This window comes from Evansella sp. AB-rgal1, from assembly GCF_041820985.1.
GTDB lineage: Bacteria > Bacillota > Bacilli > Bacillales > Salisediminibacteriaceae > Evansella.
Window position 1 is genome coordinate 19,041 of record NZ_JBGUAU010000016.1, and the last position, 25,917, is coordinate 44,957.

The 25,917-nt window shown below is 35.9% G+C and carries 24 protein-coding genes; 17 read left to right on the top strand and 7 right to left on the bottom strand.

Annotated elements, in window-relative coordinates; translation table 11 throughout:
* Window positions 1–28: 28 nt before the first annotated feature.
* From aac(6') to ACERII_RS14525, 3 genes are all read left to right on the top strand, one after another.
* A complete protein-coding gene (aac(6'), locus tag ACERII_RS14515; RefSeq protein WP_373643243.1) occupies window positions 29–469 on the top strand; it encodes an aminoglycoside 6'-N-acetyltransferase in 441 nt (146 codons plus the stop codon).
* 175 nt (window positions 470–644) lie between these two features.
* Window positions 645–815, top strand: a complete 171-nt coding sequence (locus tag ACERII_RS14520) for a hypothetical protein (protein WP_373643244.1) — start codon at window positions 645–647, stop codon at window positions 813–815.
* A 182-nt stretch (window positions 816–997) separates the two neighbouring features.
* Window positions 998–1,156 (top strand): hypothetical protein, encoded by a 159-nt coding sequence (locus ACERII_RS14525; protein ID WP_373643245.1) that lies wholly within the window; start codon window positions 998–1,000, stop codon window positions 1,154–1,156.
* Window positions 1,157–1,316: 160 nt separating this feature from the next.
* Here the strand turns inward: ACERII_RS14525 and ACERII_RS14530 are convergent, their stop codons facing one another.
* Entirely contained in the window at window positions 1,317–1,886 is a 570-nt protein-coding gene (locus ACERII_RS14530; protein ID WP_373643246.1) for a hypothetical protein, read from the bottom strand.
* A gap of 98 nt (window positions 1,887–1,984) precedes the next feature.
* Here ACERII_RS14530 and ACERII_RS14535 point away from each other — a divergent pair, with 98 nt between their 5' ends.
* Window positions 1,985–2,923, top strand: a complete 939-nt coding sequence (locus ACERII_RS14535) for a phosphatidate cytidylyltransferase (RefSeq protein ID WP_373643248.1) — start codon at window positions 1,985–1,987, stop codon at window positions 2,921–2,923.
* Window positions 2,924–3,001: 78 nt separating this feature from the next.
* Here the strand turns inward: ACERII_RS14535 and ACERII_RS14540 are convergent, their stop codons facing one another.
* Window positions 3,002–3,502, bottom strand: coding sequence for a hypothetical protein (locus tag ACERII_RS14540; RefSeq protein WP_373643250.1), 501 nt, complete (start codon window positions 3,500–3,502; stop codon window positions 3,002–3,004).
* A gap of 126 nt (window positions 3,503–3,628) precedes the next feature.
* Between ACERII_RS14540 and ACERII_RS14545 the strand changes: the two genes are divergently transcribed.
* Window positions 3,629–4,213: a vWA domain-containing protein gene (locus tag ACERII_RS14545; protein WP_373643251.1), complete on the top strand. Its 585-nt coding sequence runs from the start codon at window positions 3,629–3,631 to the stop codon at window positions 4,211–4,213.
* A gap of 54 nt (window positions 4,214–4,267) precedes the next feature.
* Here ACERII_RS14545 and ACERII_RS14550 read toward each other — a convergent pair whose 3' ends face one another.
* Window positions 4,268–5,008: a gamma-glutamyl-gamma-aminobutyrate hydrolase family protein gene (locus ACERII_RS14550; protein ID WP_373643252.1), complete on the bottom strand. Its 741-nt coding sequence runs from the start codon at window positions 5,006–5,008 to the stop codon at window positions 4,268–4,270.
* A gap of 315 nt (window positions 5,009–5,323) precedes the next feature.
* On the opposite strand from ACERII_RS14550, the gene ACERII_RS14555 reads away from it, so the two are divergent.
* Window positions 5,324–5,845 (top strand): sigma-70 family RNA polymerase sigma factor, encoded by a 522-nt coding sequence (locus ACERII_RS14555; protein ID WP_373643253.1) that lies wholly within the window; start codon window positions 5,324–5,326, stop codon window positions 5,843–5,845.
* Window positions 5,838–6,569 carry a hypothetical protein gene (locus tag ACERII_RS14560; protein ID WP_373643254.1) on the top strand — a complete coding sequence of 244 codons (732 nt, stop codon included), beginning with the start codon at window positions 5,838–5,840 and terminating at the stop codon, window positions 6,567–6,569. Before ACERII_RS14555 ends, ACERII_RS14560 begins: the two co-directional genes overlap by 8 nt.
* 61 nt (window positions 6,570–6,630) lie before the next feature.
* Here the strand turns inward: ACERII_RS14560 and ACERII_RS14565 are convergent, their stop codons facing one another.
* Window positions 6,631–6,837 carry a zinc ribbon domain-containing protein gene (locus tag ACERII_RS14565; RefSeq protein WP_373643255.1) on the bottom strand — a complete coding sequence of 69 codons (207 nt, stop codon included), beginning with the start codon at window positions 6,835–6,837 and terminating at the stop codon, window positions 6,631–6,633.
* Window positions 6,838–7,065: 228 nt separating this feature from the next.
* Between ACERII_RS14565 and ACERII_RS14570 the strand changes: the two genes are divergently transcribed.
* The 5 genes from ACERII_RS14570 to ACERII_RS14590 all read left to right on the top strand — a co-directional run bounded on the left by ACERII_RS14570 (window position 7,066) and on the right by ACERII_RS14590 (window position 13,188).
* Entirely contained in the window at window positions 7,066–7,557 is a 492-nt protein-coding gene (locus ACERII_RS14570; protein ID WP_373643257.1) for a YajQ family cyclic di-GMP-binding protein, read from the top strand.
* A gap of 244 nt (window positions 7,558–7,801) precedes the next feature.
* Complete coding sequence (locus ACERII_RS14575; protein ID WP_373643260.1) at window positions 7,802–8,953, top strand: MGDG synthase family glycosyltransferase; 1,152 nt, start codon at window positions 7,802–7,804, stop codon at window positions 8,951–8,953.
* 2 nt (window positions 8,954–8,955) lie between these two features.
* Window positions 8,956–9,912, top strand: a complete 957-nt coding sequence (locus ACERII_RS14580) for a metal-dependent hydrolase (RefSeq protein ID WP_373643261.1) — start codon at window positions 8,956–8,958, stop codon at window positions 9,910–9,912.
* Between the two features lie 422 nt (window positions 9,913–10,334).
* On the top strand, window positions 10,335–11,714 hold the full coding sequence (locus ACERII_RS14585) for an MATE family efflux transporter (RefSeq protein WP_373643262.1): 1,380 nt from the start codon (window positions 10,335–10,337) through the stop codon (window positions 11,712–11,714).
* Between the two features lie 46 nt (window positions 11,715–11,760).
* Window positions 11,761–13,188: an amidohydrolase family protein gene (locus ACERII_RS14590; RefSeq protein WP_373643264.1), complete on the top strand. Its 1,428-nt coding sequence runs from the start codon at window positions 11,761–11,763 to the stop codon at window positions 13,186–13,188.
* Window positions 13,189–13,442: 254 nt separating this feature from the next.
* Here the strand turns inward: ACERII_RS14590 and ACERII_RS14595 are convergent, their stop codons facing one another.
* Window positions 13,443–14,327 carry a TetR/AcrR family transcriptional regulator gene (locus tag ACERII_RS14595; RefSeq protein ID WP_373643265.1) on the bottom strand — a complete coding sequence of 295 codons (885 nt, stop codon included), beginning with the start codon at window positions 14,325–14,327 and terminating at the stop codon, window positions 13,443–13,445.
* 178 nt (window positions 14,328–14,505) lie between these two features.
* Here ACERII_RS14595 and ACERII_RS14600 point away from each other — a divergent pair, with 178 nt between their 5' ends.
* From ACERII_RS14600 to ACERII_RS14615, 4 genes are all read left to right on the top strand, one after another.
* A complete protein-coding gene (locus ACERII_RS14600) occupies window positions 14,506–16,029 on the top strand; it encodes an MDR family MFS transporter (RefSeq protein ID WP_373643267.1) in 1,524 nt (507 codons plus the stop codon).
* Window positions 16,030–17,327: 1,298 nt separating this feature from the next.
* Window positions 17,328–19,046, top strand: a complete 1,719-nt coding sequence (locus ACERII_RS14605; RefSeq protein ID WP_373643268.1) for an ABC transporter ATP-binding protein — start codon at window positions 17,328–17,330, stop codon at window positions 19,044–19,046.
* 5 nt (window positions 19,047–19,051) lie between these two features.
* On the top strand, window positions 19,052–20,899 hold the full coding sequence (locus tag ACERII_RS14610) for an ABC transporter ATP-binding protein (protein WP_373643271.1): 1,848 nt from the start codon (window positions 19,052–19,054) through the stop codon (window positions 20,897–20,899).
* Window positions 20,900–21,058: 159 nt separating this feature from the next.
* Complete coding sequence (locus ACERII_RS14615; RefSeq protein WP_373643272.1) at window positions 21,059–22,378, top strand: protoglobin domain-containing protein; 1,320 nt, start codon at window positions 21,059–21,061, stop codon at window positions 22,376–22,378.
* Window positions 22,379–22,450: 72 nt separating this feature from the next.
* Here the strand turns inward: ACERII_RS14615 and ACERII_RS14620 are convergent, their stop codons facing one another.
* On the bottom strand, window positions 22,451–23,674 hold the full coding sequence (locus tag ACERII_RS14620; protein ID WP_373643273.1) for a trypsin-like peptidase domain-containing protein: 1,224 nt from the start codon (window positions 23,672–23,674) through the stop codon (window positions 22,451–22,453).
* 251 nt (window positions 23,675–23,925) lie between these two features.
* On the opposite strand from ACERII_RS14620, the gene ACERII_RS14625 reads away from it, so the two are divergent.
* On the top strand, window positions 23,926–24,381 hold the full coding sequence (locus ACERII_RS14625) for a cupredoxin domain-containing protein (RefSeq protein ID WP_373643274.1): 456 nt from the start codon (window positions 23,926–23,928) through the stop codon (window positions 24,379–24,381).
* A 154-nt stretch (window positions 24,382–24,535) separates the two neighbouring features.
* On the opposite strand, the gene ACERII_RS14630 is transcribed toward ACERII_RS14625, so the two are convergent.
* Entirely contained in the window at window positions 24,536–25,813 is a 1,278-nt protein-coding gene (locus tag ACERII_RS14630) for a tetratricopeptide repeat protein (RefSeq protein WP_373643276.1), read from the bottom strand.
* Between the last annotated feature and the right edge of the window lie 104 nt (window positions 25,814–25,917).

The window sequence follows — 25,917 nt, forward strand, 5'->3', positions numbered from 1 at the left end:
TAAATTGTTATCCGAGAAAGGTGAAGAAATGGATATAATCGAGATACGTCAGGGAACTCTAGATATAGTAGTATCAATGGCTTTAGAACTTTGGGAAGATAATACATATGAAGGTTTAAAAAAAGAATACGTACGAATTCTACATTCAAAGAATGAAACTGTATTTTTATCAAAAATAGAAGATTCGTTTGTTGGATTTATACATGTTTCTGTTAGACACGATTACGTAGAAGGAACTTCAACAAGTCCTGTTGGGTATGTGGAAGGCATTTATGTAAATCCTAATTTTAGAGGGAAAAAGGTAGCAAGAGAATTGGTGAATAAAGGGGAGCAATGGGCTGCATCGAAAGGGTGTAAGGAAATGGCTTCGGATATAGAACAAGATAATGCTGTTAGCTATGAGTTTCACAGAAACATCGGATTTAAAGAAGTGAACAGATTAATTTGCTTTGTAAAGGGTATAGATTAATAAAATGTACATATTTGCTCAATATAAAACGAATGTTGACATCAATTATCTGATGTCGAAGATTGTTATGGTATAATGATATTTAGAGAATGTATTATATAAGTAATAAACAAGTGGGCAAATGTGAAAGATAAGTTAAATGAGTGAATCAATATTTTTGAGGAATGGTGATACCATGAAGAAAAGTCAATTTTCCGTTGGAGAAGAAGTGAATATTAAAGAGTCCGGAGAATCAGTAACAATCTTAAAATGTCAGTATATCAGTAATATGAAACGGTATGCGTATACGGTGAATGAACATCCGAATACATTCTTTTTCGAAGAGGAATTAACGAAAAACTTATAGTTTCTTTTACCTTTCATTCATGTTGAAAGGTTTTTAGTTTATTCCTATTCTTTTATATGATAAAACTATATTTTTTACCAAATAAGAAACAGAAAAAGGAAAGAACCATTCCGCTGTTGAATAAATCACTAAAGTTAGAAAGAGAGTGGACTAAATAGAATGGGTCTGGAGTTGGTTATTCAATGAAGGGGAAAACAGTGTATCTAGGAATAGGAGTAGTGATCGGTATAGTAATTGGATTAGTAAGTTTTTCGAAAATCATTCTAGTTAATGTTGGTCATATCGATAAATTAACAATAACGAAGAACAATGATTTAGATAAAAAGCTTGATGATGTATAAAGAATAGAAACTACAAAAGGATATGGATTATCCACTAAAACTTCCATACATCCCTGTTTAAAAAAGACTGAGTACCATTCACTCAGTCTTTTCTCGCAATATAAGAAAGAATAACTTTTTTGGTCCTAGAAGATGTCTAGCTCCAGCGCCCCAATTCCTCCTAAGTACAGCCAAAGTCATCATCTATTTTACGTTTCCTTACAGCAGGATACTCCAACAAGAGTCCTTCATATATGAGCTTTGTTTTGTCTGACTTTCGAAAGTCATCTGGTGTAACAAGTGCAGGTATTTTATCCCAAAGCTTTACTCCTGATCGCTCTAAAAGTTCCGCCACAAATTGCGAGCAGAAGTATGATCCCCAAGGTTCCAAAGGCTCCTTTAATGCAATCCCAATTACACCGAAAATATTATAGAGCATCCTACTTTTATTTTTTTCAAATAAATTGATCATTCTTCTCATTTTTGCGATTTGTCTTTCACTTACATTTATTTCATATACAGCACAGGTAGTTTGAGGATATAATTTATAGGTACCTTGAAGAACATCTTCTTTTACAAACCCACCGTATAATGGATTCTTGGGGTTTCTCCTACCGAAACTATAAAGCTCTAATAATTCACTGTCTAAGGCAATGGAAGAATGATTGTAAGGGGCCCTTGTATATTGTTTTATGGTTTTTGTAAAAATCGTTCCTGTGTCGGTAAGTAGTACATAAACTTTTCTATCCAATGTTTTTTCTCCTTCGTTCCAAGGTGGTTCTTAATCTATTGAAATGGTTATGTTAAGAACGTTTAACAGAGCCTATTTAAAAAATAGGAGTGAAAAATGTGAGTGACATTTATACATATTTATACATTATTTTTATCGTACTTATTGTAATAAGTATAGTAGTTACATTAATAAATTATTTCAAAAAGAAAAATAATTATGACGAATTAGTTGTCCGAACTAAGCTGTGGTGGGGAATGGCTATTGTATATAGTATATCGTTAATATTTAGTCCAACGGTATCATTAATTTCTTTAGCTATTCTTTGTTCTCTCGCACTTAAAGAATACTTTTCCATGATAAAAACGAGAAAACAAGATCGACGATTATTTATTTGGGCATATCTCGCTATCCCATTACACTTTTATTGGATTTATATCGGTTGGTACGGAATGTTCATTATTTTTATTCCTATTTATGTTTTTCTTTTTCTACCAGTAGTTAGAATCTTTAAAAGTGGTAGTATTGGATTCTTAAATTCAGTCGCATCTACTCAGTGGGGCTTGATGTTAATGGTCTTCGGGATTAGTCACCTAGCGTTATTTCCTAAGTTAACGGTAATTGCCCCCCAGCACTTTGAATTAGCCCAACAATATGGTGGGTGGCTTGTCTTATATTTAGTCGTATTAACTCAAGCGAACGATGTCATTCATTATTTGGTTTCTAAGAAACTTGGAAAATATAAAATTATACCGTCATCCAATCCTAACATAACGTGGGAAGGGTTTGCAGTTGGGTTGCTTTCTGTTATTGTGCTTTCCTATTTTTTAGGATCTATATTAACACCTATGAATACAGTACACTCCATTTTTGCTGGAGTTTTAATAGGCTTTGGCGGATTTTTTGGAACCCTCGCTGTATCTGTGTTAAAAAGAAACTTAGCATTTGACCAGGATGCCAATAAGGCTATCAAACAAGATAAATTTATTAGTAAAATTGATAGCTTAACATATACGGCTCCACTATTCTTTCATTATTTGTATTATTTCTATTTTTAGGCTAGTTTCCTCGAGACTAGCCTTTTTGCTATGCATTAGGGCATCTTCTGCTTATGTATAGTGTGGATCTAGTATCCTTCAGCCTATCAATGGTTTCAGACTAAAATACTCCAAAGCTTCATTAACAGAATCAATATCATATATTTTCTTCTCTAAGCAAAATTGAATAACAAGGTCAGAGGTGTTGCTTTCTGTTAGGGTAAACCCTGCAGAACTCAATAGTTTTTCTGTGTCATCCTTGGAAAGCTCAAGAGCTAAAGCAAGTGCTATAATCGTATTTTTTTTAGGATGATAATTTTGATTCGAGCGTATCTTTGAAAAATGTTTCCGATCAATTCTAGCTTTTTTATAAACCTCCGTATCTAGTAAGTTTCTCTGATCGATGAAGGCAAATAATACTTGCTGAAGTGTTGGCTTTTTATTTAGGTCAATGTATTCCTCTAATTCGCTAGAGTGTAAGTCGTATAGAATCTCGCTATCGATACTATCAGACGTGTTATAGGATGCTTCAATAACTATTAATTCGAGGTGGTCATTTACATATTGTTCTAGTTGTTTCAGCATTTTTTTCTCAAGCATAAAGATCCCCCTTATATATGTCAGTAGAAAAAAATTCTAAGTCTATGAAATGTCGCTTACCAAGCGACCTAATTACTGTCTATCTTAGCTACAATTATATCATCAAGACTGTGAGGAGATGATGATATGTCTAGAAACATAACGGAAATAATATTTTTGCTTGATCGAAGTGGTTCTATGGCTGGGTTAGAAAGAGATACAATTAATGGCTTTAATTCGTTTGTAGAAAAGCAAACGAATTCGGATGGAAATACATTAGTTACAGCAGTTCTATTTGACGATGAGTATGAATTATTGTGGGATGGAATCGCTTCTCATGCAGTAAGACTTACAGAAAGGCAATACTATGTTAGAGGTAGTACAGCTTTACTTGACTCAGTAGGGAAGACAATCTTAGAGGTTGGGAATAGGTTGAGTAAAACAAAGGAAGAGGATAGACCCAATAAGGTTATCTTTGTAATCACAACAGATGGAATGGAGAATGCTAGCCGTGAATTTACCTACGATAAAGTAAGAGAATTGATTACTCATCAGAGGGAAAAATATAGTTGGGATTTTATCTTCCTTGGTGCAAATATGGATGCAGTTTTAGAAGCTAGTAATATAGGCGTTGAAGTCGATAATGCATTTAGTTTTGAGGCTACGGAAACGGGATTGGAGAATATGTATATGAAGGTTTGTGAGGTTGTTTCTGAGAAACGACAAAAATAAAAGAATTGGTAAATAGTATAATGTTAAAGGTGGGCACTGAAAAAGCATCTTTTTTCAGTGCGCCGTCTTTACTAGTACCTCTTTCGAAGAACAAGCAAGTGTAAAAGACTTAAAGAGTTGTCGGCTAGCTTCTTCTTTAGTGTAATTAAATTCAGGATGCCATTGAACAGCGAACACAAACTTTTTCCCTGGCATAATAACAGCTTCCACCATTCCATCTTCGGCTGTTGCAACAGGTTGCAATGGAGTTGCTAACTGCTTAATACCCTGATGATGATAACTATTCACCATCAACGTATCGGAGCCGATGATATCATAAAGAAAGCTATCCTTTACGATGGAAACAACATGAGCAGGTAGATCATAAGGTGGATGTTGTTTGTGAGCAACTTCTATAGCTGGGTGAAACTGTGTCGGAATGTCTTGATGTAGTGTGCCTCCTAATAAAACATTAAACAATTGTAATCCTCGACAAATCCCGAATGCAGGTTTATTGAGTCCTAATACCTCTTTAAAAAGAATGGCTTCCATTATATCTCTATCATCGCAAGGCTCCCCACAATAGCTCTCCATTGTCTCTTCATAAAGTTCGGGGTTTACATCATGCCCTCCAGTAAAAAGAAATCCATCAAATGTGTTTGCTATCTCATTGATAATCTCATTGTTTGTTGTAAGAGGTAACATCACTGGGATTCCTCCAGCGGCTTCGATTCCTTCCATATACCCAGGTAGCATCCAATAGCTTTCTTTTTTCTCGTCGTAAAGTGGAACAACACCAATCATAGGTTTTTTCATAATATTTCTCCTTTGCTATAAAAAAATTTTATTATTACCTTAACTTCTTTAATCAAAAAAAGCAACAAGTACAATGAAGTATGCTACATTTATTGGAAGTTGAAGGATAGTTCGGCAACTCGCCTTGGAACGCAAGCAGGCTGTAGTGAATGTAATACAAACCATCAAAGTTAGTAATACTAGATAAGTTAATCACTAATTGTAATTACGTATTTTCAGAGTAGCCTAAAAGTTAAATATTTTCATAAATATAAAGCTAAATGATAAAGCCGACAGTCTAATAAATAGAGAGACCTACAAGGGGGTGTTCGTTGCTTGCTGGAATTAGTGAAAAAAGCGCAAAAAGGCAATGATGAAGCATTTTTAACATTATTTCAAAAGTATGAAGAAGACATTTATAGGATTGCCTTTGTATATATGAAGAACCAGAATGATGCACTAGATGTGGTTCAGGAAACGGCGTACCGTTCCTTTAAAACGATAAAAAAACTAAAAGAACCTAGCTATTTCAAAACATGGTTAATTAGAATTGCGATAAATTGTTCGCTGGACTTACTGAAGAAACAGCGTAAGACGGTTCAGTTAATACCAGAATACGAGGAGTACATTTCTGGTGACGTGAAGGAGGACATCGATTTAGAACTAACGTTACACGACTTAATGGAATACTTAAATGAATTAGAGAAGAGTGTAGTAATTTTAAGGTTCTACGAGGATTTAACATTTAAAGAGGTTTCGGAAACGCTTGATATTCCATTAGGTTCGGCGAAAACGATTCTATATCGAGCATTAGAAAAATTGAGACGAAATATGGAAGAAGGTGATGTGGGTGAGTAATAAGATAAAAAAAGAAATGGATAAGATTGTTATACCGAAAAATATTAGTGAACGAAGTATGTTGGGAGTTAATCAAGCTAAAGCGAAAACTTTATTTTTTGTACTCCTCATCATTCTTTTGCCATTAAACTCATATATTTATAAATTTGTTTTTCAATACATATATGGAATTATCCCAATGACATGGACTGGAATTATGAATGTTTTTGTCATTTTGTTCTATTTACTAGTACTGATTCCATTAACAATTTACTTATCGGAAAAACTAGTGAAATACTCCCTAACGAACGGACGAAAAGGAAAGGTGTTTCTTTCCCTTCTAATTATCGTTCCAATTACCGTATTCTCCCTCAATCTTTTTGACGTATACAGAGAAAAGGGGTTGGATGAAGTTATTAACTATCGAGAAAGTAACTTCGAATCCTTGGTGTTTAATGAAGGGAACCCTGAGTATGAATGGAGAACAGATAATAAGGAACAGGCGGAAGAGATTAGGAACTTTTTAAGTCAATATCGAGTGAAAAGAATGAAAGATCGAGAGTGGGATAGTGATGTTTCGTCGGAAAAGGGCGTTCGGATTACCGTCTACACTAAAGGAAACCCTATAATAACCAGCATTTATGAAGAACGTGTATTAGATGTAGGTTCTGGCCCTTATTGGGTTGTAAATGGACCAATTGATGTGGAATGGCTTATCAATTATATGGAGGAACATTCACAGTAATGAAGAAGTTTCAAAGGCACGAGGAATTGCAAGTCGCAGTCCTTCGTGCCTTTATAATTGGTTACCCACCAAAGAAAAAGTCAATTACATTAGAAGCGGTTGAAGTTTGTTTATTATAGAGCTCGCTATAACCACAATTAGTGCAATATACTACTAAAAACTTATTATGTTGAATATCGAACATCTTTGAGAGACCTGTTCCTGTTGTAGCTATCTCCTTCGTCTCAGCACGAGTATGACCACACTTGATACATCCTTTTTTCGTCATTTTCATTCCCCCTTTTCCTACTGTTTACTACGTTATATTTTGGGAAATGTTTCATCTTTTGTGTAGTTAGTTTCCACAATTTACTGTTTAACATATCTGAGTTATGAAACAGATATTGTAATTCATTTTCATCGGCTAAAAATGCAATAAATCTTATACTCCAACTGAGAACTTGAAGCGTGTCTACCTTTTACCATATAATAAAAAGAAAATGCTGGAGGTTTTCTCATGGCGAAAGACAGTTCATTTGATATTGTTTCACAAGTTGATTTTTCAGAGGTAACGAATGCGGTAACAATGGCAACAAAGGAAATAACAACAAGATATGACTTCAAAGGTAGCAAGAGTGCTATCTCTTTGGATAATGAAGAACTAGTACTAGTATCAGACGATGAGTACAAAATGGAGCAGTTAAAAGACGTTTTACTTAGTAAGCTAATCAAACGTGGAGTGTCTATTAAGAGTCTGGACTACGGGAAGTTGGAAGGTGCATCAGGAGGTACGGTGCGTCAACGCGCGAAATTAATTCAGGGAATTGATAAAGAGCATGCGAAAAAGATTAATACGATTATTAAAAATAGTGGATTAAAAGTTAAAAGCCAAGTGCAAGATGATCAAGTTCGAGTTACGGCGAAAAGTCGTGATGACTTACAAGGAATTATAGCAGCGGTTAAAGCAGCAGACTTGTCCATTGATGTGCAGTTTATAAATTATCGATAAATTATGGAGAGGGTATTTATAAGGTTTTTATCTTATGAATAGCCTCTTTTTGCATTCTCTCCAAATATCCTATAGGAGACCCATTTAAGAAAAATAGAGAAATGCTCTAGTTATTTTTCTTTTTTCTTAACAAATAATTCATAAAAACAATCTTACTCTGATAATACCATAACATTAGATTAATATTTCCTTAACACTCCATTGCTACTATAAAGGTGAGAACATAACAGAAGGGGTGTACTGCATGACCAAGCCGAAAATATTAATATTAACTTCTAATTACGGAAGTGGTCACCTTCAAGTTGCTAGTTCATTGGAAAACCAGTTTAATCAGATGGGTAATCACAGTATTATTGTTAAGGACCTGATATATGAAACAAGTCCAAAACTGAATGAATGGACACGAAAAGCGTATTTGAAGAGTTACACTGCAAGTGGTAGACATTTATATCGAATTTTTTACTATAGTAGCATGAAAATGTCGAAAAAAAAGAACTTGAAAGTACTCTGTTATGGCTATTCAAAATTGAAGAAAATAATCTTAGAAGAACGTCCAGATATTATTATTAACACGTTTCCTTTTTTCGCTGCACCATTTCTACAGAACAAAATGAAGGTATATATTCCAACTTATAATGTTATAACGGATTATTGTTTGCATGATTTATGGTACCATCCACAAATTCATAAATACTACGTTGCTTCAAGACACTTAGAAAGTAAATTAATAGCATTAGGTGTAAAAGACAATCAGGTTGCTGTTACTGGGATACCAGTGAAAGAGGCTTTTGAAAAACCTCTTTCAAGAGAACGACTGGTGAAAGAGTATGGTTTAGATCATACAAAGAAAAATGTGTTAGTTGTAGCAGGTGCTTATGGGGTTTCAAAAGGAATCCAACAAATCTGTAGTTTATTAAGTATGGATAAAGACACTCAGTTGCTTATTGTTTGCGGAAAAAATAATGATTTATATCGACAAATGTCCTTATCATATGAAAATGAGAAAAACGTAAAGGTATTTTCTTATGTTAATAATATGGAGGAACTACTTAAGGTTTCAGATTGTATTATTACAAAACCAGGTGGAGTTATTTTGTCAGAGGCATTGGCAACGAACACTCCTTTGATTCTTCCGAAAGCAACGCCAGGACAAGAGAAAGAAAATGCGAAATTCTTTCAACAAATAGGAGCTGCTATTTGGGAGGAAAACCCAAGCCGTCTTTGTATGCTAACAAGAGAGTTAATTTGTAATGAAACAAAACTACTGGAAATGAAACATGCTATGGAGAAATTATATAGACCAAATTCTTCGAAGAAAATAGCGATGGATATTCTTACTGATTATCATAACCATTATAATATTCCTCCACTCATGAAGCACGTGGAGGAGGTATAATAATGGATACGACGACACATACAACAGTGGGAATTGGATTAGCAGGGTTAGCTTATCTAGACCCCGTAATCCCACATTATGAGTTAACATCAGCAATTCTATTATGCACTATGTTGGGGTCGAATGCACCTGACTTAGACTATATCTATAGATATAAGGATACGGAGACGTATTTGAAGCAGCATCGGGGAAAAAGTCACTCCGTTCCTGCAGTTTTCATTTTAACATTTATTATATCTATGTTCGTATCTATCTTCTTTGGTTTTTCCCATTTCTTTACTTATTTTTTCTGGACGTTTGTAGCGGTCGTACTACATGTAGGTTTTGATGTATGCAATATTTATGGAACACAAGCGTTACTTCCATTTAAAAACAAATGGTATGCACTGCATATTCTCCCCATTTTTGATCCATTCATTATGTTTAGTCATTTAGTGGGTTTTGTTATATGGGCAATGGGTGTACATCCAGGTTTTACGTTCCTTTCCATATATATTGTTATTTCTGTATACATTCTGATTCGGTATATTATTTATAGAAAAGTATTAAATATAGTTGCCACATTGGATGGAGCGAGTGAAACTCATTATACACTTTTACCTACTTTAAGATTGTTTACCTGGGGGATACTAGCATACACGGATGACCACTATAAATTAGGTCGCTATAGAGGAGGAATTGTAACCTGGTCAAAAGAATTAAAGAAAAATAACGAGGACAATATTGTAATTGAATCATCAAAGAAATACCACTTTGTAAATGAAATCCTAGAACACTCTAAGTTTTTACATGCAAAGGTGATAAGGAATTTAGATGGGTATGAAGTTCATTGGTTTGATTTGCGTTATCAATATAAAATAGATGAACCTTATATTGCAGTTATCAAATTGGATAAACAATTAAATTTAGTTCAAAGTTTTGTAAAGCGGGGGTTAATTGCGGCTCCAGAAAAAATATAATCATATAAGTGTATCGGAGCTAACATTACCTCTGGTGCACTTTTATTATTCTACCCTGAAAATACATAATCTCAACTAGTGGGTAACTTATCTGCTATTGCTAACTTTGTTGGTGAGTATTCCATTCGCTACTTCCCACTCTCTTTCCACCCAAGGGCACAAGCGCAACATCCGTTCACGCTTCTCGTTGTCTTCTATACTTAGGTAAGTTGGCGAGCTGTCTACTTCTTAGAGTAGCGGGAGTATATCGCCATCCTACGTTTCTTAAGATATTCCAAACCCCCAAAAGCACTTTTTTATTACAAGTTGTTTGAAAAAGGATGGAGTTTCTGCTACAAAGGGATAAGAGTTAAATAAGAAAAGATACTAAGTAAAATACCAAATGAATAAATACATCCTGTAATGGATTGAGGAGAACACACATGTATCATGCAGAAACAAAAAAAGAAAAAAGTAAGCTTTTATTGAAAATACTTTGGCCAATCATGGTAACACAAGTAAGTTTGTATGCGATGAATTTAGTGGACACGATGATGTCGGGAAGAGTGGGCACTGATGATTTAGCAGGTGTAGCCATTGGCTCAAGTTTATGGATGCCTGTATTCACGGGAATAAATGGTATTCTGTTAGCTGTTACTCCTATTGTAGCCCACCTATCGGCGAAAGGAAAAAAGGAGGAGATATCGCAATCTGTTACTCAAGCAATTTATTTAGCAATTATTCTTTCTATTTTTGTAATAATAGGTGGAGCATATGTATTAGATCCAGTATTGCATATAATGAATCTTGATCCAGCTGTTAATTATATTTCGTTCCATTATCTAGTTGGTCTGTCAGTTGGGATAGTTCCCTTATTCCTCGCAAATGTTCTACGTAACTTCTTTGACGGACAAGGATATACACGAATAACGATGATTATTACAGTCGCTGCCGTTCCGTTTAATGTCCTTTTAAACTATGGATTTATTTTTGGAAACTTTGGGTTACCCGCACTAGGTGGGATTGGAGCAGGCTACGCTACAGCGGCTACGTATTGGATCATCTTTTTCTTAAGTGTATGGATGACATTTCGCGTGGAGGTTATTCGAAGATACCGTATTTTTGTTACGTGGGCAACTCCATCATTGAAGGCGTGGAAAGAACAACTAGCCATTGGTATACCGATTGGACTTTCTATTTTCTTTGAAGCAAGTATTTTTGCAGTAGTTACGTTATTAATGGGAATGATGTTCTCAACAATTGCGATAGCTTCTCATCAAGTTGCCCTTAGTTTCACATCACTTATTTTTATGATTCCACTTAGCATATCCATGGCTTTGACGATTGTAGTTGGTTTTTCAGTTGGGGGAGGAAAACTACAGGCAGCCAAAGAATACGGGCGTTTAGGTGTGTTAGGAGGAATTGCATTCTTATCTATTTCTGCCATTTTCCTCTTCTTTTTCCGAGAGTCTATTGCATCTTTGTATACACAAGACCGTGAAGTAATTATGATGGCAGGACAGTTTTTTATTATCGCAATCTTTTATCAAATATCAGATGCAGCTCAAGCCAGTTTACAAGGGGTGTTAAGAGGATATAAAGATGTGAAACTCCCATTTATCATTGCTTTTGTTTCCTATTGGATAATTGGTATTCCAGCAGGTTACACATTAGCTGCATTTACTTCGTTCGGTCCATTTGGACTTTGGGTAGGAATCACGTTAGGTTTAACCTTTGCAGCAATCGGATTTCTAATTAGGTTACAATTAGTTCAAAGGAAATTTGTACAGCAGATTGAAATGGAAAATGATGGTTCCAAGTAAAAGTTAGAATGAAAATAACAATTTGAGATAGAAACGGGGTTGTTTCATGAAGGTAGATATTTTAATAGTTAATGGTTTTGTTGTAACAATGGAAGGGAAAGGCGTTGGAATGATTGAGGATGGAGCAGTTGCCATCAAAGGAAATATAATTGAAGCGGTTGGTCGAACGGAAGAACTGTCCAGGGATTATAAAGCTGAACGGATTATTGATGCGAAAAATAAGTTGGTAATGCCAGGGCTAATAGACGCACATATACACACAGGAATCTCGATTATTCGTGGTGTTGCTCAAGATATGACGAATTGGATGCAAAAAGGGATATGGCCTTTTATGAAGCATATGACCCGGGAAGATTCTGTGAAGGGCTCTATGGTAAATATCATGGAGGGAATCAGGGCCGGCACAACTACATTTTGTGATTACGACGGGTACATGACGGACATTGTACATAATTATATAAAAATAGGTGCTCGTGCAAGGGTAGCGGAAATGGTTAATGAATTACCACCGGAAATCAGTGACTTAGAAGTGGGGGAATTATATACATTCAACCCTTCTATTGGTCAGGAGAAATTAGCGAGAAATCTGGATTTGATGGACAATTACCACGGATTAGAAGATGGCAGGATTACTTGTATCTTAGGTCCTCAGGGTCCTGATATGATGAGTTTAGAGCTATTACATGAGATGAAATCTCTTGCAGAAATATATGATTCAAAGCTTCATATGCATGTTGCTCAAGGAGATAGAGAAATAGACCAAATGGTGAAGCGATATGGAAAGAGAAGTGTGGCTTTCTTAGAAGAGAATGGCTTTTTAAACGAACGTTTAATTGCCGTTCATTTAACAGAAGCAACAGATGAAGAAACGGAAATTGTGGCTAAAAGTGGTGCAAATATGATTTATTGTGCAGGAAGTATCGGCATTATCGATGGACTCGTTCCACCGATGTTAACATTCTTGGAGAGTGGTGGCACTGCTTGTTTAGGCTCCGACCAAGCTCCAGGAAACAACTGCAATAACATGATGAATGAAATGAAGTTTGCCGCAATTTTAAATAAAGTGAAGCGAGCGAATCCGGCAGTATTTCATGCAACCTTAGCTTTGAGATCTGCAACCATCGAAGCGGCGAGGGTTATGGGGATTGACCATGAAGTAGGATCACTACGAGCTGGAAAAAAAGCTGATATAATTTTACTAAACTTACAAGACCCTACCTTCTTTCCAGTTTTAACGAGTCCGATCCGAAATATCATTCCAAATCTTGTTTATTCTGCACGAGGTCATGAAGTAGAAACTTCCATTATTGATGGAAAAATCGTGATGGAAGACCGTAAAATTACAACCATTGATGAAAATAAAGCGATAGAAGAAGCTCAACAAGCTGCGGAAGGTCTTGCTGAAAGAGCGAAGGATGACATCCTACACGCGGAAAGCGATATTTTAACAATGATGCGGGAAGGAATGCTATAAAAAACATGAGCCTAGGACATAACGAAAGTGTAGATCTGAATAAACGAACGATAGGTAACCTTAGCGGAGGAAAGATAAGAAGACTCCGGCGGGATCAAAAGGCAAGGGTGAGACCCCATGAGTGCTTCAGCACTCGGCGGCTCACCAGCCGCCCGCGGAACGCGAAGCATATTTCCGTAGCGAATAGTATACGCAAGTATCATTTCGTTCGGATTTCTCAGCGATGGAAACACTTTTGTCTCAGCCACATCTCTTTACATACTAAGAAAGTTTTCAATTAGTACCTCCAACTGTTGGAGGTCTTTTTTCTCTATAGATGTCTTTCCTTGTTTTAAGGATAAGAGACAACTTTCAATAAGAAATTTGCGTGGGTGCTTTGTTTGAAGCAGCTCATCGTGAAGAAACTCAACTAATTCTAAGTATTTTGCGTTCTCCCCGTTATTTACTAGCTTTTTCTTCAATACAAAGATGGTTTCAGATAATTCTTGTTGGATCTGTCTATCACCATTGTTTTCCTTTGGAATCCATACATGTAACATACTCGGATCTAGCAATTGATCACCCGTATCTGCTACATGTTCCACGAGGTGTGCAATTCGCTCTACACAATAACGAACAACTGGTTCCGCATCCCCATTAGGACCATATGCCATTCTATAATATCTCAAATTCTGTTGAAGCATCCCAGTAAACATGATTGCGCAATCTAGCAAATACGTTTTTTTGTCCTCTCCAAACAGTTCTACAAACCTCTCATATTTCCAGTTTATATTTCTTAATTGTCCGCGCTTAATAAATTGCTTTAACTCTTCGTCTCCGGATGCACTTACTTCTTCAAAGAGAGGAAGTAAATTATATTTTCTATTAGTGGCAATTTGAAGTTCGATTTGCTTCCTGAATATCGAAATATCTGACCGGTCTTGTCCGATAAGTAATTCGTTGCGACTTTTATCTAATCCTAAATAAATAGTTTTTATAAGATCTATTAGTAGCTCATTTTTGGATGAAAAATAGTTATAAAATGTACCTTTTGATATTCCACTGTACTCCAAAATATCTTGAATGGAAGTAGCGTGGAACCCTTTGTCTAAAAACAAGCGATGTGCATTTTTAATTACTTCTTTTTTTCGATTCGTCATGTATTAACCAACTTTCCATTTGGACTCCTTGTATAGAATGATATTACAGTATTTGAGTTATGTATACAACGTTTGATTATATAGATACAATTTCATATTGAAATTTTTAGACTGGTGGTATACCATATGTAACATGGGTATAAAAAGATGGACTTGAAGTATACGAGGAGGACCAACCATGAGCAACACAATAGGTCAAGGAGACCGACCACCATATGGAATTATATCGATTCTAATGATTGGTGCATTTATTGCATTTTTAAATAATACATTATTAAATATTGCGTTACCTTCTATTATGTTAGAGCTAGAGGTAGGACCATCGACGGTTCAATGGTTAACTACAGGGTATATGCTCGTTAATGGAATTATGATTCCAATGACAGCATTCCTAATTCAAAAATATTCTGTACGCCGATTATTTTTGATAGCGATGTTATTATTTTCACTTGGTACGGTGCTCGCTGGAAGCGCAACAATGTTTCCAGTTTTATTAGCAGGAAGAATGATTCAGGCTTCAGGTTCAGCGATCATGATGCCATTGTTAATGAATGTTATGCTTGTTAGCTTTCCAGTAGAAAAACGGGGCACTGCTATGGGGATATTTGGTTTAATATTAATGGCCGCACCTGCAATAGGACCGACATTGTCTGGTTATATTGTGGAGAATTACAATTGGCGAATGCTATTCCATTTTGTTGCGCCTATAGCTATAGCTGTATTATTATTAGGCTTCTTTTTACTAAAAGATAAAAAAGAGAAAATAAATCTTCGCTTCGATTTTATTTCCTTACTACTGTCTAGCTTCGGTTTTGGAGGGTTATTATTCGGATTTAGTTCTGCCGGAGAACGTGGTTGGGATAGCCCCTTTGTCTATGTGCCTATTTTAGTTGGAGCTGGATCATTAATCTCATTTATTGTACGTCAATCAAAGCTTGATAAACCAATGCTCAATTTTAAAGTATATAAATATCCTATGTTTTCTTTAGCTTCTGCAATTTCAATGGTTGTAAATATGGCTATGTTTTCAGGGATGCTAATGCTTCCTATCTATGTACAAACCATTCGTGGCATATCACCATTGGATGCAGGGTTAATGATGCTACCAGGCGCACTCGTATTGGCTATTATGTCGCCAATTACCGGTAGATTGTTTGATAAATTCGGTGGACGTATATTGGCAATTACTGGTTTAGCGATAATGGTTGTAACAACCTTCTACTTTAGTCAGTTATCAATGGAAACGACTTATATATCGTTAGTGGTGCTGCATGCTGTTCGTATGTTTGGGATGTCTATGGTTATGATGCCGGTTTCAACGAATGGTCTAAACCAGTTGCCGGCTAGATTCTATCCACACGGTACGGCAATGAATAATACTTTAAATATGCTTTCCGGTGCTATAGGAACAGCATTATTAATAACAGTAATGACAACTCGACAGGTAACGCATGAAACGACCCTTACTCAAGAAGCAGTTGCTGCAGCTGGAGGGCAAGTTTCAGAAGTTACACTTGCTTCCATTCAAATGAGCGCCATGCTCGAAGGAATTAATGATGCATTTTTTGTCGCGACACTTATTGCCACGGTTGCATTCCTTCTTTCATTCTTTATTAAACGTGCAAAACCGATGGAGGATAGCGAAGATGAGCAAGAAGTGATATTACCTCAAACGAAAGTGGTAAAACTAGCAGAGGGTTGATTGGAGTAATTAGTTTCATAGATAATATGACCATTATAATGTTGCAGGAGAAGGGTTTGCGAGACATTTTGGAGCAAGAGGAAGCATTGAAATGTCGCGAGAGAAGGGTTTGCGCGACATTTTGGGCAAGAGAAAGCATTGAAATGTCGCGAGAGAAGGTTTTGCGCGACATTTTGGGCAAGAGAAAGCATTGAAATGTCGCGAGAGAAGGGTTTGCGCGACATTTTGGGTAAGAGAAAGTATTGAAATGTCGCGAGAGAAGGGTTTGCGCGACATTTGGAGCAAGAGGAAGCATTGAAATGTCGCGAGAGAAGGTTTTGCGCGACATTTGGAGCAAGAGAAAGCATTGAAATGTCGCGAGAGAAGAGTTTGCGCGACATTTTTGGCAAGAGAAAGCATTGAAATGTCGCGAGAGAAGGGTTTGCGCGACATTTGGAGCAAGAGGAAGGTTTGAAATGTCGCGAGAGAAGGGTTTGCGCGACATTTGGAGCAAGAGGAAGGTTTGAAATGTCGCGAGAGAAGGTTTTTGCGCGACATTTGGAGCAAGAGGAAGGTTTGAAATGTCGCGAGAGAAGGTTTTGCGCGACATTTGGAGCAAGAGAAAGCATTGAAATGTCGCGAGAGAAGGTTTTGCGCGACATTTGGAGCAAGAGAAAGCATTGAAATGTCGCGAGGAAGGTTTTGCGCGACATTTGGAGCAAGAGAAAGCGTTGAAATGTCGCGAGAGAAGGGTTTGCGCGACATTTTGGGAAAGAGAAAGGTTTTAAATGTCGCGAGAGAAGGGTTTGCGCGACATTTGGAGCAAGAGAAAGCATAGAAATGTCGCGAGAGAAGAGTTTGCGCGACATTTGGAGCAAGAGAAAGCGTTGAAATGTCGCGAGAGAAGGTTTTGCGCGACATTTGGAGCAAGAGGAAGGTTTGAAATGTCGCGAGAGAAGGATTTGCGCGACATTTGGAGCAAGAGGAAGGTTTGAAATGTCGCGAGAGAAGGATTTGCGCGACATTTGGAGCAAGAGGAAGGTTTGAAATGTCGCGAGAGAAGGGTTTGCGCGACATTTGGAGCAAGAGAAAGCATTGAAATGTCGCGAGAGAAGGTTACTCGCGACATTTCGCACAACCAAAAATTTCAGCCTCTCTATCTAAATGGAATTTTTGGAAAAAAGGCTCTTTTCTAAAAAAAATCATGAACTTATGGTATTGTTTTATAACAGGGAATTTATTTCGGCCAGCGAAATTTCGCGCCCATCCCCATACAATAACAAACAATAGAGAAGTAAACACCGTTTGGAGGACTCGTCATGAAAAAGGTGCTATCCTTTCTTGGACCTTACAAAGTTGCAGTATTTATCGCGTTATTTTTCACCTTAACAGAACTATCAGTAGAATTAATTCAACCATTGTTGATGCGTAGAATCATTGATGATGGAATATTACAAGAGGACTTATCTGTCGTTTTATTATGGGGAGGTATATTAGTTGGGTTATCACTAATGGCCTTTGCTTCAGGTATATTAAATTCCTTTTATGCAGCGCACGCAAGCCAAGGAACAGGTTATGACCTTCGCGAGAAACTATTTGATAAAGTTCAATCCTTTTCCTTTGCAAACTTCAGTCAGTACCCTACATCTTCCTTAATTACACGAATGACAAATGATGTTACGCAAATACAAAACACATTGTTCATGTCTTTGCGAATAATGTTAAGGGCTCCATTATTAGTCATCGGATCTGTCATTATGGCATTGTTTGTACATGTAAAACTAGCACTCATTCTTGTTATTGCAATTCCTTTATTACTAACCATTTTATTATGGATAATGAAACATGCTGGAAGGTTATTCCGTTCTGTGCAAGAAAAGCTTGATAAGGTAAACGGCGTAATGCAGGAAAACTTAGCAGGGATCCGTCTTATTAAAGCTTTTATACGTAGAAAACATGAGTCGAAACGCTTTACAGAAGCGAGTGGAAATCTCCGTGATCGAACCATCGCAGCTCTTAGACTAATAGAGATTGGGATGCCAATTATACTTTTAATTATGAATGTATGTATCATGGCTGTCTTATGGTTTGGGAGTTTTGAAGTAAATACAGGAGGGGCTTCTGTGGGAGATGTGGTTGCTATTGTGAACTATACAACTCGCATGACAGCTGCTATCGGAATGTTTTCCATGATCGTCATGATCTTTTCAAGAGCAAATGCATCAGCAACTCGTATTGCAGATGTATTAGAAACAGAAATCGATCTTGTGGACACAGATGAAAGTGAAGTGGGAAATCGAATATCAGAAGGAAAGGTCTCGTTTGAATCAGTGTCATTTAAGTACCCAGAAACGAGTACATATGTGTTAGAAAACATGTCGTTTCATGTGGAATCTGGTGAACGAGTGGCAATTATGGGAGCTACCGGTTCAGGGAAATCAACATTATTCCAACTCATTCCAAGGCTATATGATGTAGATTCAGGAAAAATAACTATCGACAACTTGGATATACGAGATATGAAATTACATGTACTTCGAAAGCAAATAGGCTTTGTTCCTCAGGAAGCTATGTTGTTTACAGGAAGTCTGAAAGATAATATTCATTGGGGGAAAGAAAACGCCACGATGGAAGAAATTATTACTGCAGCAAAAGCAGCACAAATCCATGAAACCATTATGGAGTTCCCAGATCAGTATGACACGCTCTTAGGTCAAAAAGGTGTAAACCTATCTGGAGGACAAAAGCAACGTTTATCTATTGCTCGTGCTTTAGTAAGGAAACCGAAGCTACTGCTATTAGATGATAGTACAAGTGCATTAGATGTAACAACAGAGAAAAGGTTATTAGAAGCATTAAAGGATTATTCCTGCACAACATTTATGATCACTCAAAAAATGAGTACGACGATGAATGCCGATACAATATTATTATTAGAAGATGGAAAGCTATTAGCGAAAGGAAGTCATGAGGAGCTATTAGAGCACTCATCTCTTTATCAAAAAATATATGAATCACAATTTGGAGAGGAGATGTAACCGAAATGAATAAACTCACGGAACCTTTCCATCATCCGAAAATAAAAATAGATACCCCCAATTTAGAAACAGGAAATAAGAAAAAAACCCGAGCGAAAAATTGGGGAGCTACGTTAAAACGTATTTGGTCCTATCTAGCTCAAAGTAAAGGGAAGTTAATACTTGTTATCATAATGATCATCACAAGCTCGGCTATGGTTTTACTAGGGCCTTATTTAGTTGGGATGTCCATTGATGATTTCATCGTAACGGGAGACTCGTCTGGATTAACAAATCTGCTAGTTTTTTTAGCGGGAGTGTATTTATTACATTCACTTTCCATATGGCTGCAAAACTATTGGATGATTCGAATTGCACAAAGAACAGTGTTTCAAATGAGAACAGAACTTTTTAGGCATCTTCACAAGCTTCCAATCCCATTTTTTGATAAAAGGCAGCATGGGGATTTAATGAGTAGAGTTACAAATGATATGGAAAACGTGAGCTCCACTTTGAACAGCTCAGTTATCCAAGTTTTTTCAAGTGTCCTGACGTTAGTAGGAACGTTTGCTGTAATGTTGTACTTAAGTCCAATACTAACAGCTGTAACACTTCTTATCATACCGTCTATGGTGTTTGGGATGAAGTGGATCACGAAGCGAACAGGGGTTTTGTTTAAGGCGCAGCAGAAAAATATTGGTAAGCTTAACGGGCATATACAGGAAACGATGTCTGGCCAACGTATCGTAAAAACATTTTCTCAAGAGCAAAAAGTAATTGCTGAATTTAAAGAGAGAAATGAATCGCTGAAACAATCGGGTTTTTGGGCACAAACAATTTCAGGTTTTATACCAAAGCTCATGAACATGCTTAATAACTTAGGATACGCACTTATTGCTGGGGTTGGTGGTGTGCTAGCACTTACTGGCGGTTGGGGCGGCGGAGTTACCATCGGTGTCATTGTTATCTTTGTGGAACTAGCTCGACAGTTTACTCGACCATTGAATGACCTTGCGAACCAGTTCAATACATTACTTTCAGCTATCGCTGGTGCAGAACGTGTTTTTGAAGTGATGGATGAGGAAGAGGAAATGAAAGATGAAACTACTGCACAGGAAATTGACAATGTTTATGGAGATGTGGAATTTTCCAATGTATCGTTTTCCTATGAAGAAGGTGGAGATACATTAAATGAAGTGAACTTTCGTGCTACACAAGGGGAAACTGTCGCACTTGTAGGCCCTACTGGTGCTGGAAAAACAACATTAATTAACTTACTCTCTCGGTTTTATGATGCTCATAGTGGAAGCGTATATATCGACGGTCGTGAGATTAAGAACATTAAACGAGAAAGTCTCAGAAGTCACATGGCATTTGTTCTTCAAGACTCGTTTTTGTTCCATGGAACTATCCGAGAAAATATCCGTTATGGAAGATTAGATGCAAATGATGTTGAAATAGAAGATGCGGCAAAGCTTGCTAACGCACATTCCTTCATTATGAAGCTGCCTAATCAATATGATACAATGCTTGATCACGATGGAGGAGGAATTAGCCAGGGTCAAAAACAGCTATTATCTATTGCTAGAGCGATTCTTGCTGATCCGAAGATTTTGATTCTAGATGAAGCAACAAGTAGTATTGACACAGTTACTGAAATTAAAATACAAGAAGCGTTGCATCGACTTATGGAAGGAAGAACGAGCTTTGTTATTGCACATAGGCTTAACACGATTCAAAAAGCGGATCAAATCCTGATATTAAATGCAGGAGAAATTATAGAAAGAGGAACTCATGAATCTTTATTAAGAGATGGCGGGTTCTATGCCGATTTATTTAATAGTCAATTAAGGCAGAAAGTAATGAACGGATAAGATTTTGATTAGGAGTCTGACTTTTAAGGTCGGGCTCTTTTTGCATTTAACCTTATGATAAAAAAAAGAATGAAGAAAGTGTCATAATATTGACGAAATTTGGCGAATTATTACTTGTATAATAAAACTAAATAAAATGTTTGAGAATAGGGGTAAATGATGGAGAACTTTTTGGAAATATTTAAGTTGAGTAAAATAAAAAGTAATGATGTTTTTCAACTATATCCACTCCCCCCAGAAGATGAAGTTGTTTTAGAATCTCCATCAAAAGAGATTACTCAACAGCTAGCACTCACGGGGATTACAAAAAGAGACCTACAAATTGTGAAAAAAGTGTCACCTATTTTGATTGAGGACATGGAAAATCTGGTAGATCACTTCTATGAGATGATACTTAAGGTGGATAAATTAAAATTGATAATTGAAACCTATAGTAACACAGAACGTCTTAAAGGAACATTATCTCAACATTTAACAGAGCTATTCAGTGGAGTAATGGACGATGCGTACTTTAAAAAAAGAGAACGAATAGCTTTAATGCATTATAAAATTAAACTTTCTTCTAATTGGTATATGGCTTCTTTTGAGAATATATTGACATTTATAATCGATATACTCCAAATAAAAGTTTCTATTCCCACAGAAAGAGATGACATAATAAAATCAATTACTAAGCTTTTAAATTTTGAACAACAGCTTGTTCTAGCTTCATATGATAAAGAAAATTTGATGCAAAAACAAATAGAACATAATCAAGTGAAAAATCATTTGAAGAATCAGATAATGGACAGTACTGAAGAATTAGCGGCGCTTTCACAAGAAACAAACGCATCAGTAGATCAACTCATCAACAACAGTCTAGAAGTGAAGGATAGAGTGTTAAAAAGCTCTCATATTAGTAGAGAAACGGACCGAGTAGCTCAAAATGGAAAAAATAAGATGGAAGAACTAACAGTCAAAATGGAACAATTAAAGAATCAATCTGTTAGTATGAAAAATCTTACAAATGATCTTTCAAAATCGTCAAGTGAGATTCATCATGTCATTAGTATTGTAAAAAAAATCGCTGAACAAACAAATTTACTAGCTTTAAATTCCTCCATAGAAGCTGCTAGGGCTGGAGAATATGGTAGGGGATTTGCTGTAGTGGCTGGTGAAATAAGAAAGCTGTCGGAAGAAACAAAAATATCAGTTTCCTCAATTGAAGAATTAATTGATCACTCAACAAACTATATAAATAAGGTTAAAGCTGCTATAGATGAAATGAGTATTACCGTGGAGTTAGGAAGTAATGAAAGTGAAAACACAAAGAACTCTTTCCTACAAATATCAGAATATCTTAGAAATAGTATCGATATTGTTTCAAAAGTAGAAGGAGATGTGAAAGGGTTAGTATCTGTTATTGAAGAGATAGGAGAAGCATCTTCACGAGTTGCAATAAACGCAGAAAATTTAAATGAAAAGACAAAGGATATTTAATTTATCCGCTGCATATTAAAGAAGAGGCCGTCAAAAGTGAAATGTACCTTTTGAGGCCTCCTATACTAAATGTTAATTCTCATAATACCATCTGTCCATCCATTCTTCATACTCAGAAATAAACTGATCGTACCAACTTTCTCGGTCATTTTCATTATAATAGTCGTCACCTTCGTACTCTTCCCAAAATTCGTGAAAGCGAGCTTCAAACCATTCTTCGTCGTAGTCTTCATCATTCATATAATAATCCCAATACTCTGCTCCAAACTCATCCCAAAATTCGTAATACTCGTACTCATAATAATGATAAAAGTCATCATCCTCGGAGAAATACCCACCATCGAAATAACCATCATTATGAAATTCGTCAAAGAAGTAACGACCAAAAGCATCATAAAATTGGTCGAGGATATCTTCCTCATTCATGGGAGATAAAATCCAAGACTCAATAATGTCATGTACTTTATATATAGGAATACTGAATCCTATAGCTCTCTCCTCTATGTTTTGCGCAGAGTTTATTGCAATAATTGTCTCTGATGTTTTCGAGAGAAGTGGTCCACCGCTGCTACCAGGAGAGATAGGGGCAGATATTTGGTAGAGATCCTCATATATATACGTATCAATAATAAAATTCCGATTGGATCCTGTAACATAGCCCATCGTAGCGGTGTTTTCTAATCCTAGTGGACTTCCGAGGGCAATAACTTCTTCACCAATACGAACACTTTCTTCTTTTTCAATTGGAAAAGGTTCAATTCCTTCTAAATCAGGAACGTCAATAACAGCTATATCCGTTTGATTAGAGTAACCTATTACTCTTCCAGGATACTCAACACCATTCACTGTCTTTACCAATACATTGATTTTTCCTTCTACCACATGAGCATTTGTAACCACTGCACCTTCGTTATTATACAAGAAACCAGAACCTTGGCTAGTGTCACTAAATATTGTATAAACAGTTTCCTGAGCATCAGCAATAATTTCGGTAAGCTCTCGTTTTTGTTGATCCTCGAGCTCTCGCCTAACTGCTACAGGTAATATTGCTTCTTCATATTTTGTTAAGTGGTTAGGTCTATTTGGATTTAAGTCTGAGGAAGTAAGAAACACTTCTGATTCACTAGTAGATTGGTAAAAGAGAACGTACGAGATTCCTAGTGTACTAATCGTTAATAGTAAAGAAAAGAACACAGAAAGGAAGATTATTTTATTTTTTTGTCGTTTAAGGTCACAATGTGGGCAAAAACGAGATTCATCCATTCGTTGATTGCCACATTTTGAACAATAATACATAATTCTCGCATCCTTTCTTTGAAAATATGTATTAAATATTAATTCTATCATACATTTGAATAAAAATAATAAAAAAAGATACAGATTCTGTCGAAAAAAATTGGAAACAGAAAAATGTTTCTTTTGTCCAAAAAAAGAGACAAGTTTTCCGAGACCACTTGCATATACATTAAATAATACAGATAAAAAAAGATATTCACTTAACATGAACTCGTTCAACACACGAAATTAGGTCTTGGAGGGAATGAATAATGAATTTTTTAGTCGTGAAAAGAAAAACAATACTTGCATTTTTCGTATTTGGTTTAGCACTCGTTTCGGTTTGGGTTTCATCAAACGTGTTTCGAAGTGATGTTCCTGTAATGACTAGTGTAGCTGGTAAAGAAGAAGTGAGAGAAATTCATATGATCACAGCAGAATTTAGTACCAAAACGAACGATGGAAAGGAAATTGAATCTTACCGTTGGGATCCTGGCACTATTTTTATGAAAGCAGGAGAGCGCGTAGATTTAATTATCTATGGTGTAAATGGGGAGAAGCACCCATTTATCATTGAAGGTACAGATATAAAAGGAACGGTAAAAAAAGGACAGGAGACTACCGTTTCTCTCCAATTTAAGGAAGAAGGTATTTACAGACTTATTTGTCCAATGCACGCGGATAAAGAGAGCAGTGGTCCAATGATTGCTTATATTGTTGTTGATTAATGAAACAATGCAAACCAAAAGAGTGATGCATGGGACATCACTCTTTTGGTTACATGACAACAATATTTATGTTCAATGGATAAGAACATACAAATTTAGAAAAGATAGTAGCTCATTTCTTTCGGTTTAGAGCTAAGTTCATATGCCAACCTTATTAAATTGACATTTCTCTATATAATTTGGTAGTAGCTTCTAATTCTAGCTCCAAGTAATAGTATGCCTTCTTATATCTTCGTTGTGAATAATGATACTGACTTAATTGCTTTGCATTATCCACAATTTCATACCAAATTTTATTTTTATGTAAATACTTTAGAGAATTCTCCATTATCTGCACATAAAGGTCGTAATTTTCTAACCTATACTCCATTTTTCCTTCAAGTACTTTCAATTGATGAAGTTGATAATCATTCTTACAATACTTCGCTGCTACCTTCATGTAAACATTAAATTCATCAAAATTATCGTTTCTAAGGTGAACTAACAGGATACCAATATATGATAAAAACAAATTGTTTGGATCGCATTTCATTTTCAGTTCCAGTCCTCGGTTAAAGAACTGAAGGCTTCTTTCATACTTACCTGTATTTAAATAAACAAGACCTAGATTATGAAGTGCTTTTGATGCAGAAAAATTATTGTTTCCTTCTGAAGATAGCTTTAAACCCTTATTCAGTACTTCTTCTGCATTTGTATATTCTTTAATATCCGTATAAATAATCCCAAGTAAAATATATGTTTCAATAAGTTCTCGCCAGGAATGTAGTTCCATAAACGTTTTTTTGGCATCCAAAGCATAACGTAATGCCTTTTGATTATCATTCGTTCGAAAACATACAAGGGAGAGGTTGAATTTAATTTTTGCTTCTTCTACCTGCGAAGGACTATATAGTAATGTATTATTATAGAAATCATAGCTTTCAAGGTATTTGTTTTCATAAAAATGTAAAAGTCCGGAGACATAATAGTAATAGAATTTAGCCTTATCCGGAAATATCATTACATTCTTATTATTTATATAGAATAAAATCTCTTTATACTTTCTTTTTGCATCTGGGATATTATATGTTTTTAATAAGTAAAAACAATAAAGCAATAGAAATTTCAATTCAAGTTCCATAGAAGAAATGTAATCGAAGTTATCTTTTTGCTCCTCGTAGAAGGCTTTGGCTTTCTGTATATCCGTAAATAAAAGTTGCTCAAATTGTTCTAGCAATACAGATAGTTCGTCATCACTTTTAGAAAGACATAATAAATAATTTGTCGGAACGTCTAGTCTTTCTGCAATTGTATTTAGTATATCGTTTGAAGCATCGTAGCGTCCACTCTCTATGTTACTATAGTGGGAAGGAGATACAATTCCTTTGCAAATATGTAATTGTGAAATGCCTTTTAAAAAACGAAGTCTTTTTAATCTATTGCCAATATGCAAAAGTTTCCCTCCTATGGGGTAATTAAAGTAGGTGAAAATAGAAAAGTATTGTTTTCGATTATATTTGTTCCATATAAAACAATAAAGTATAGTTATACTTACTA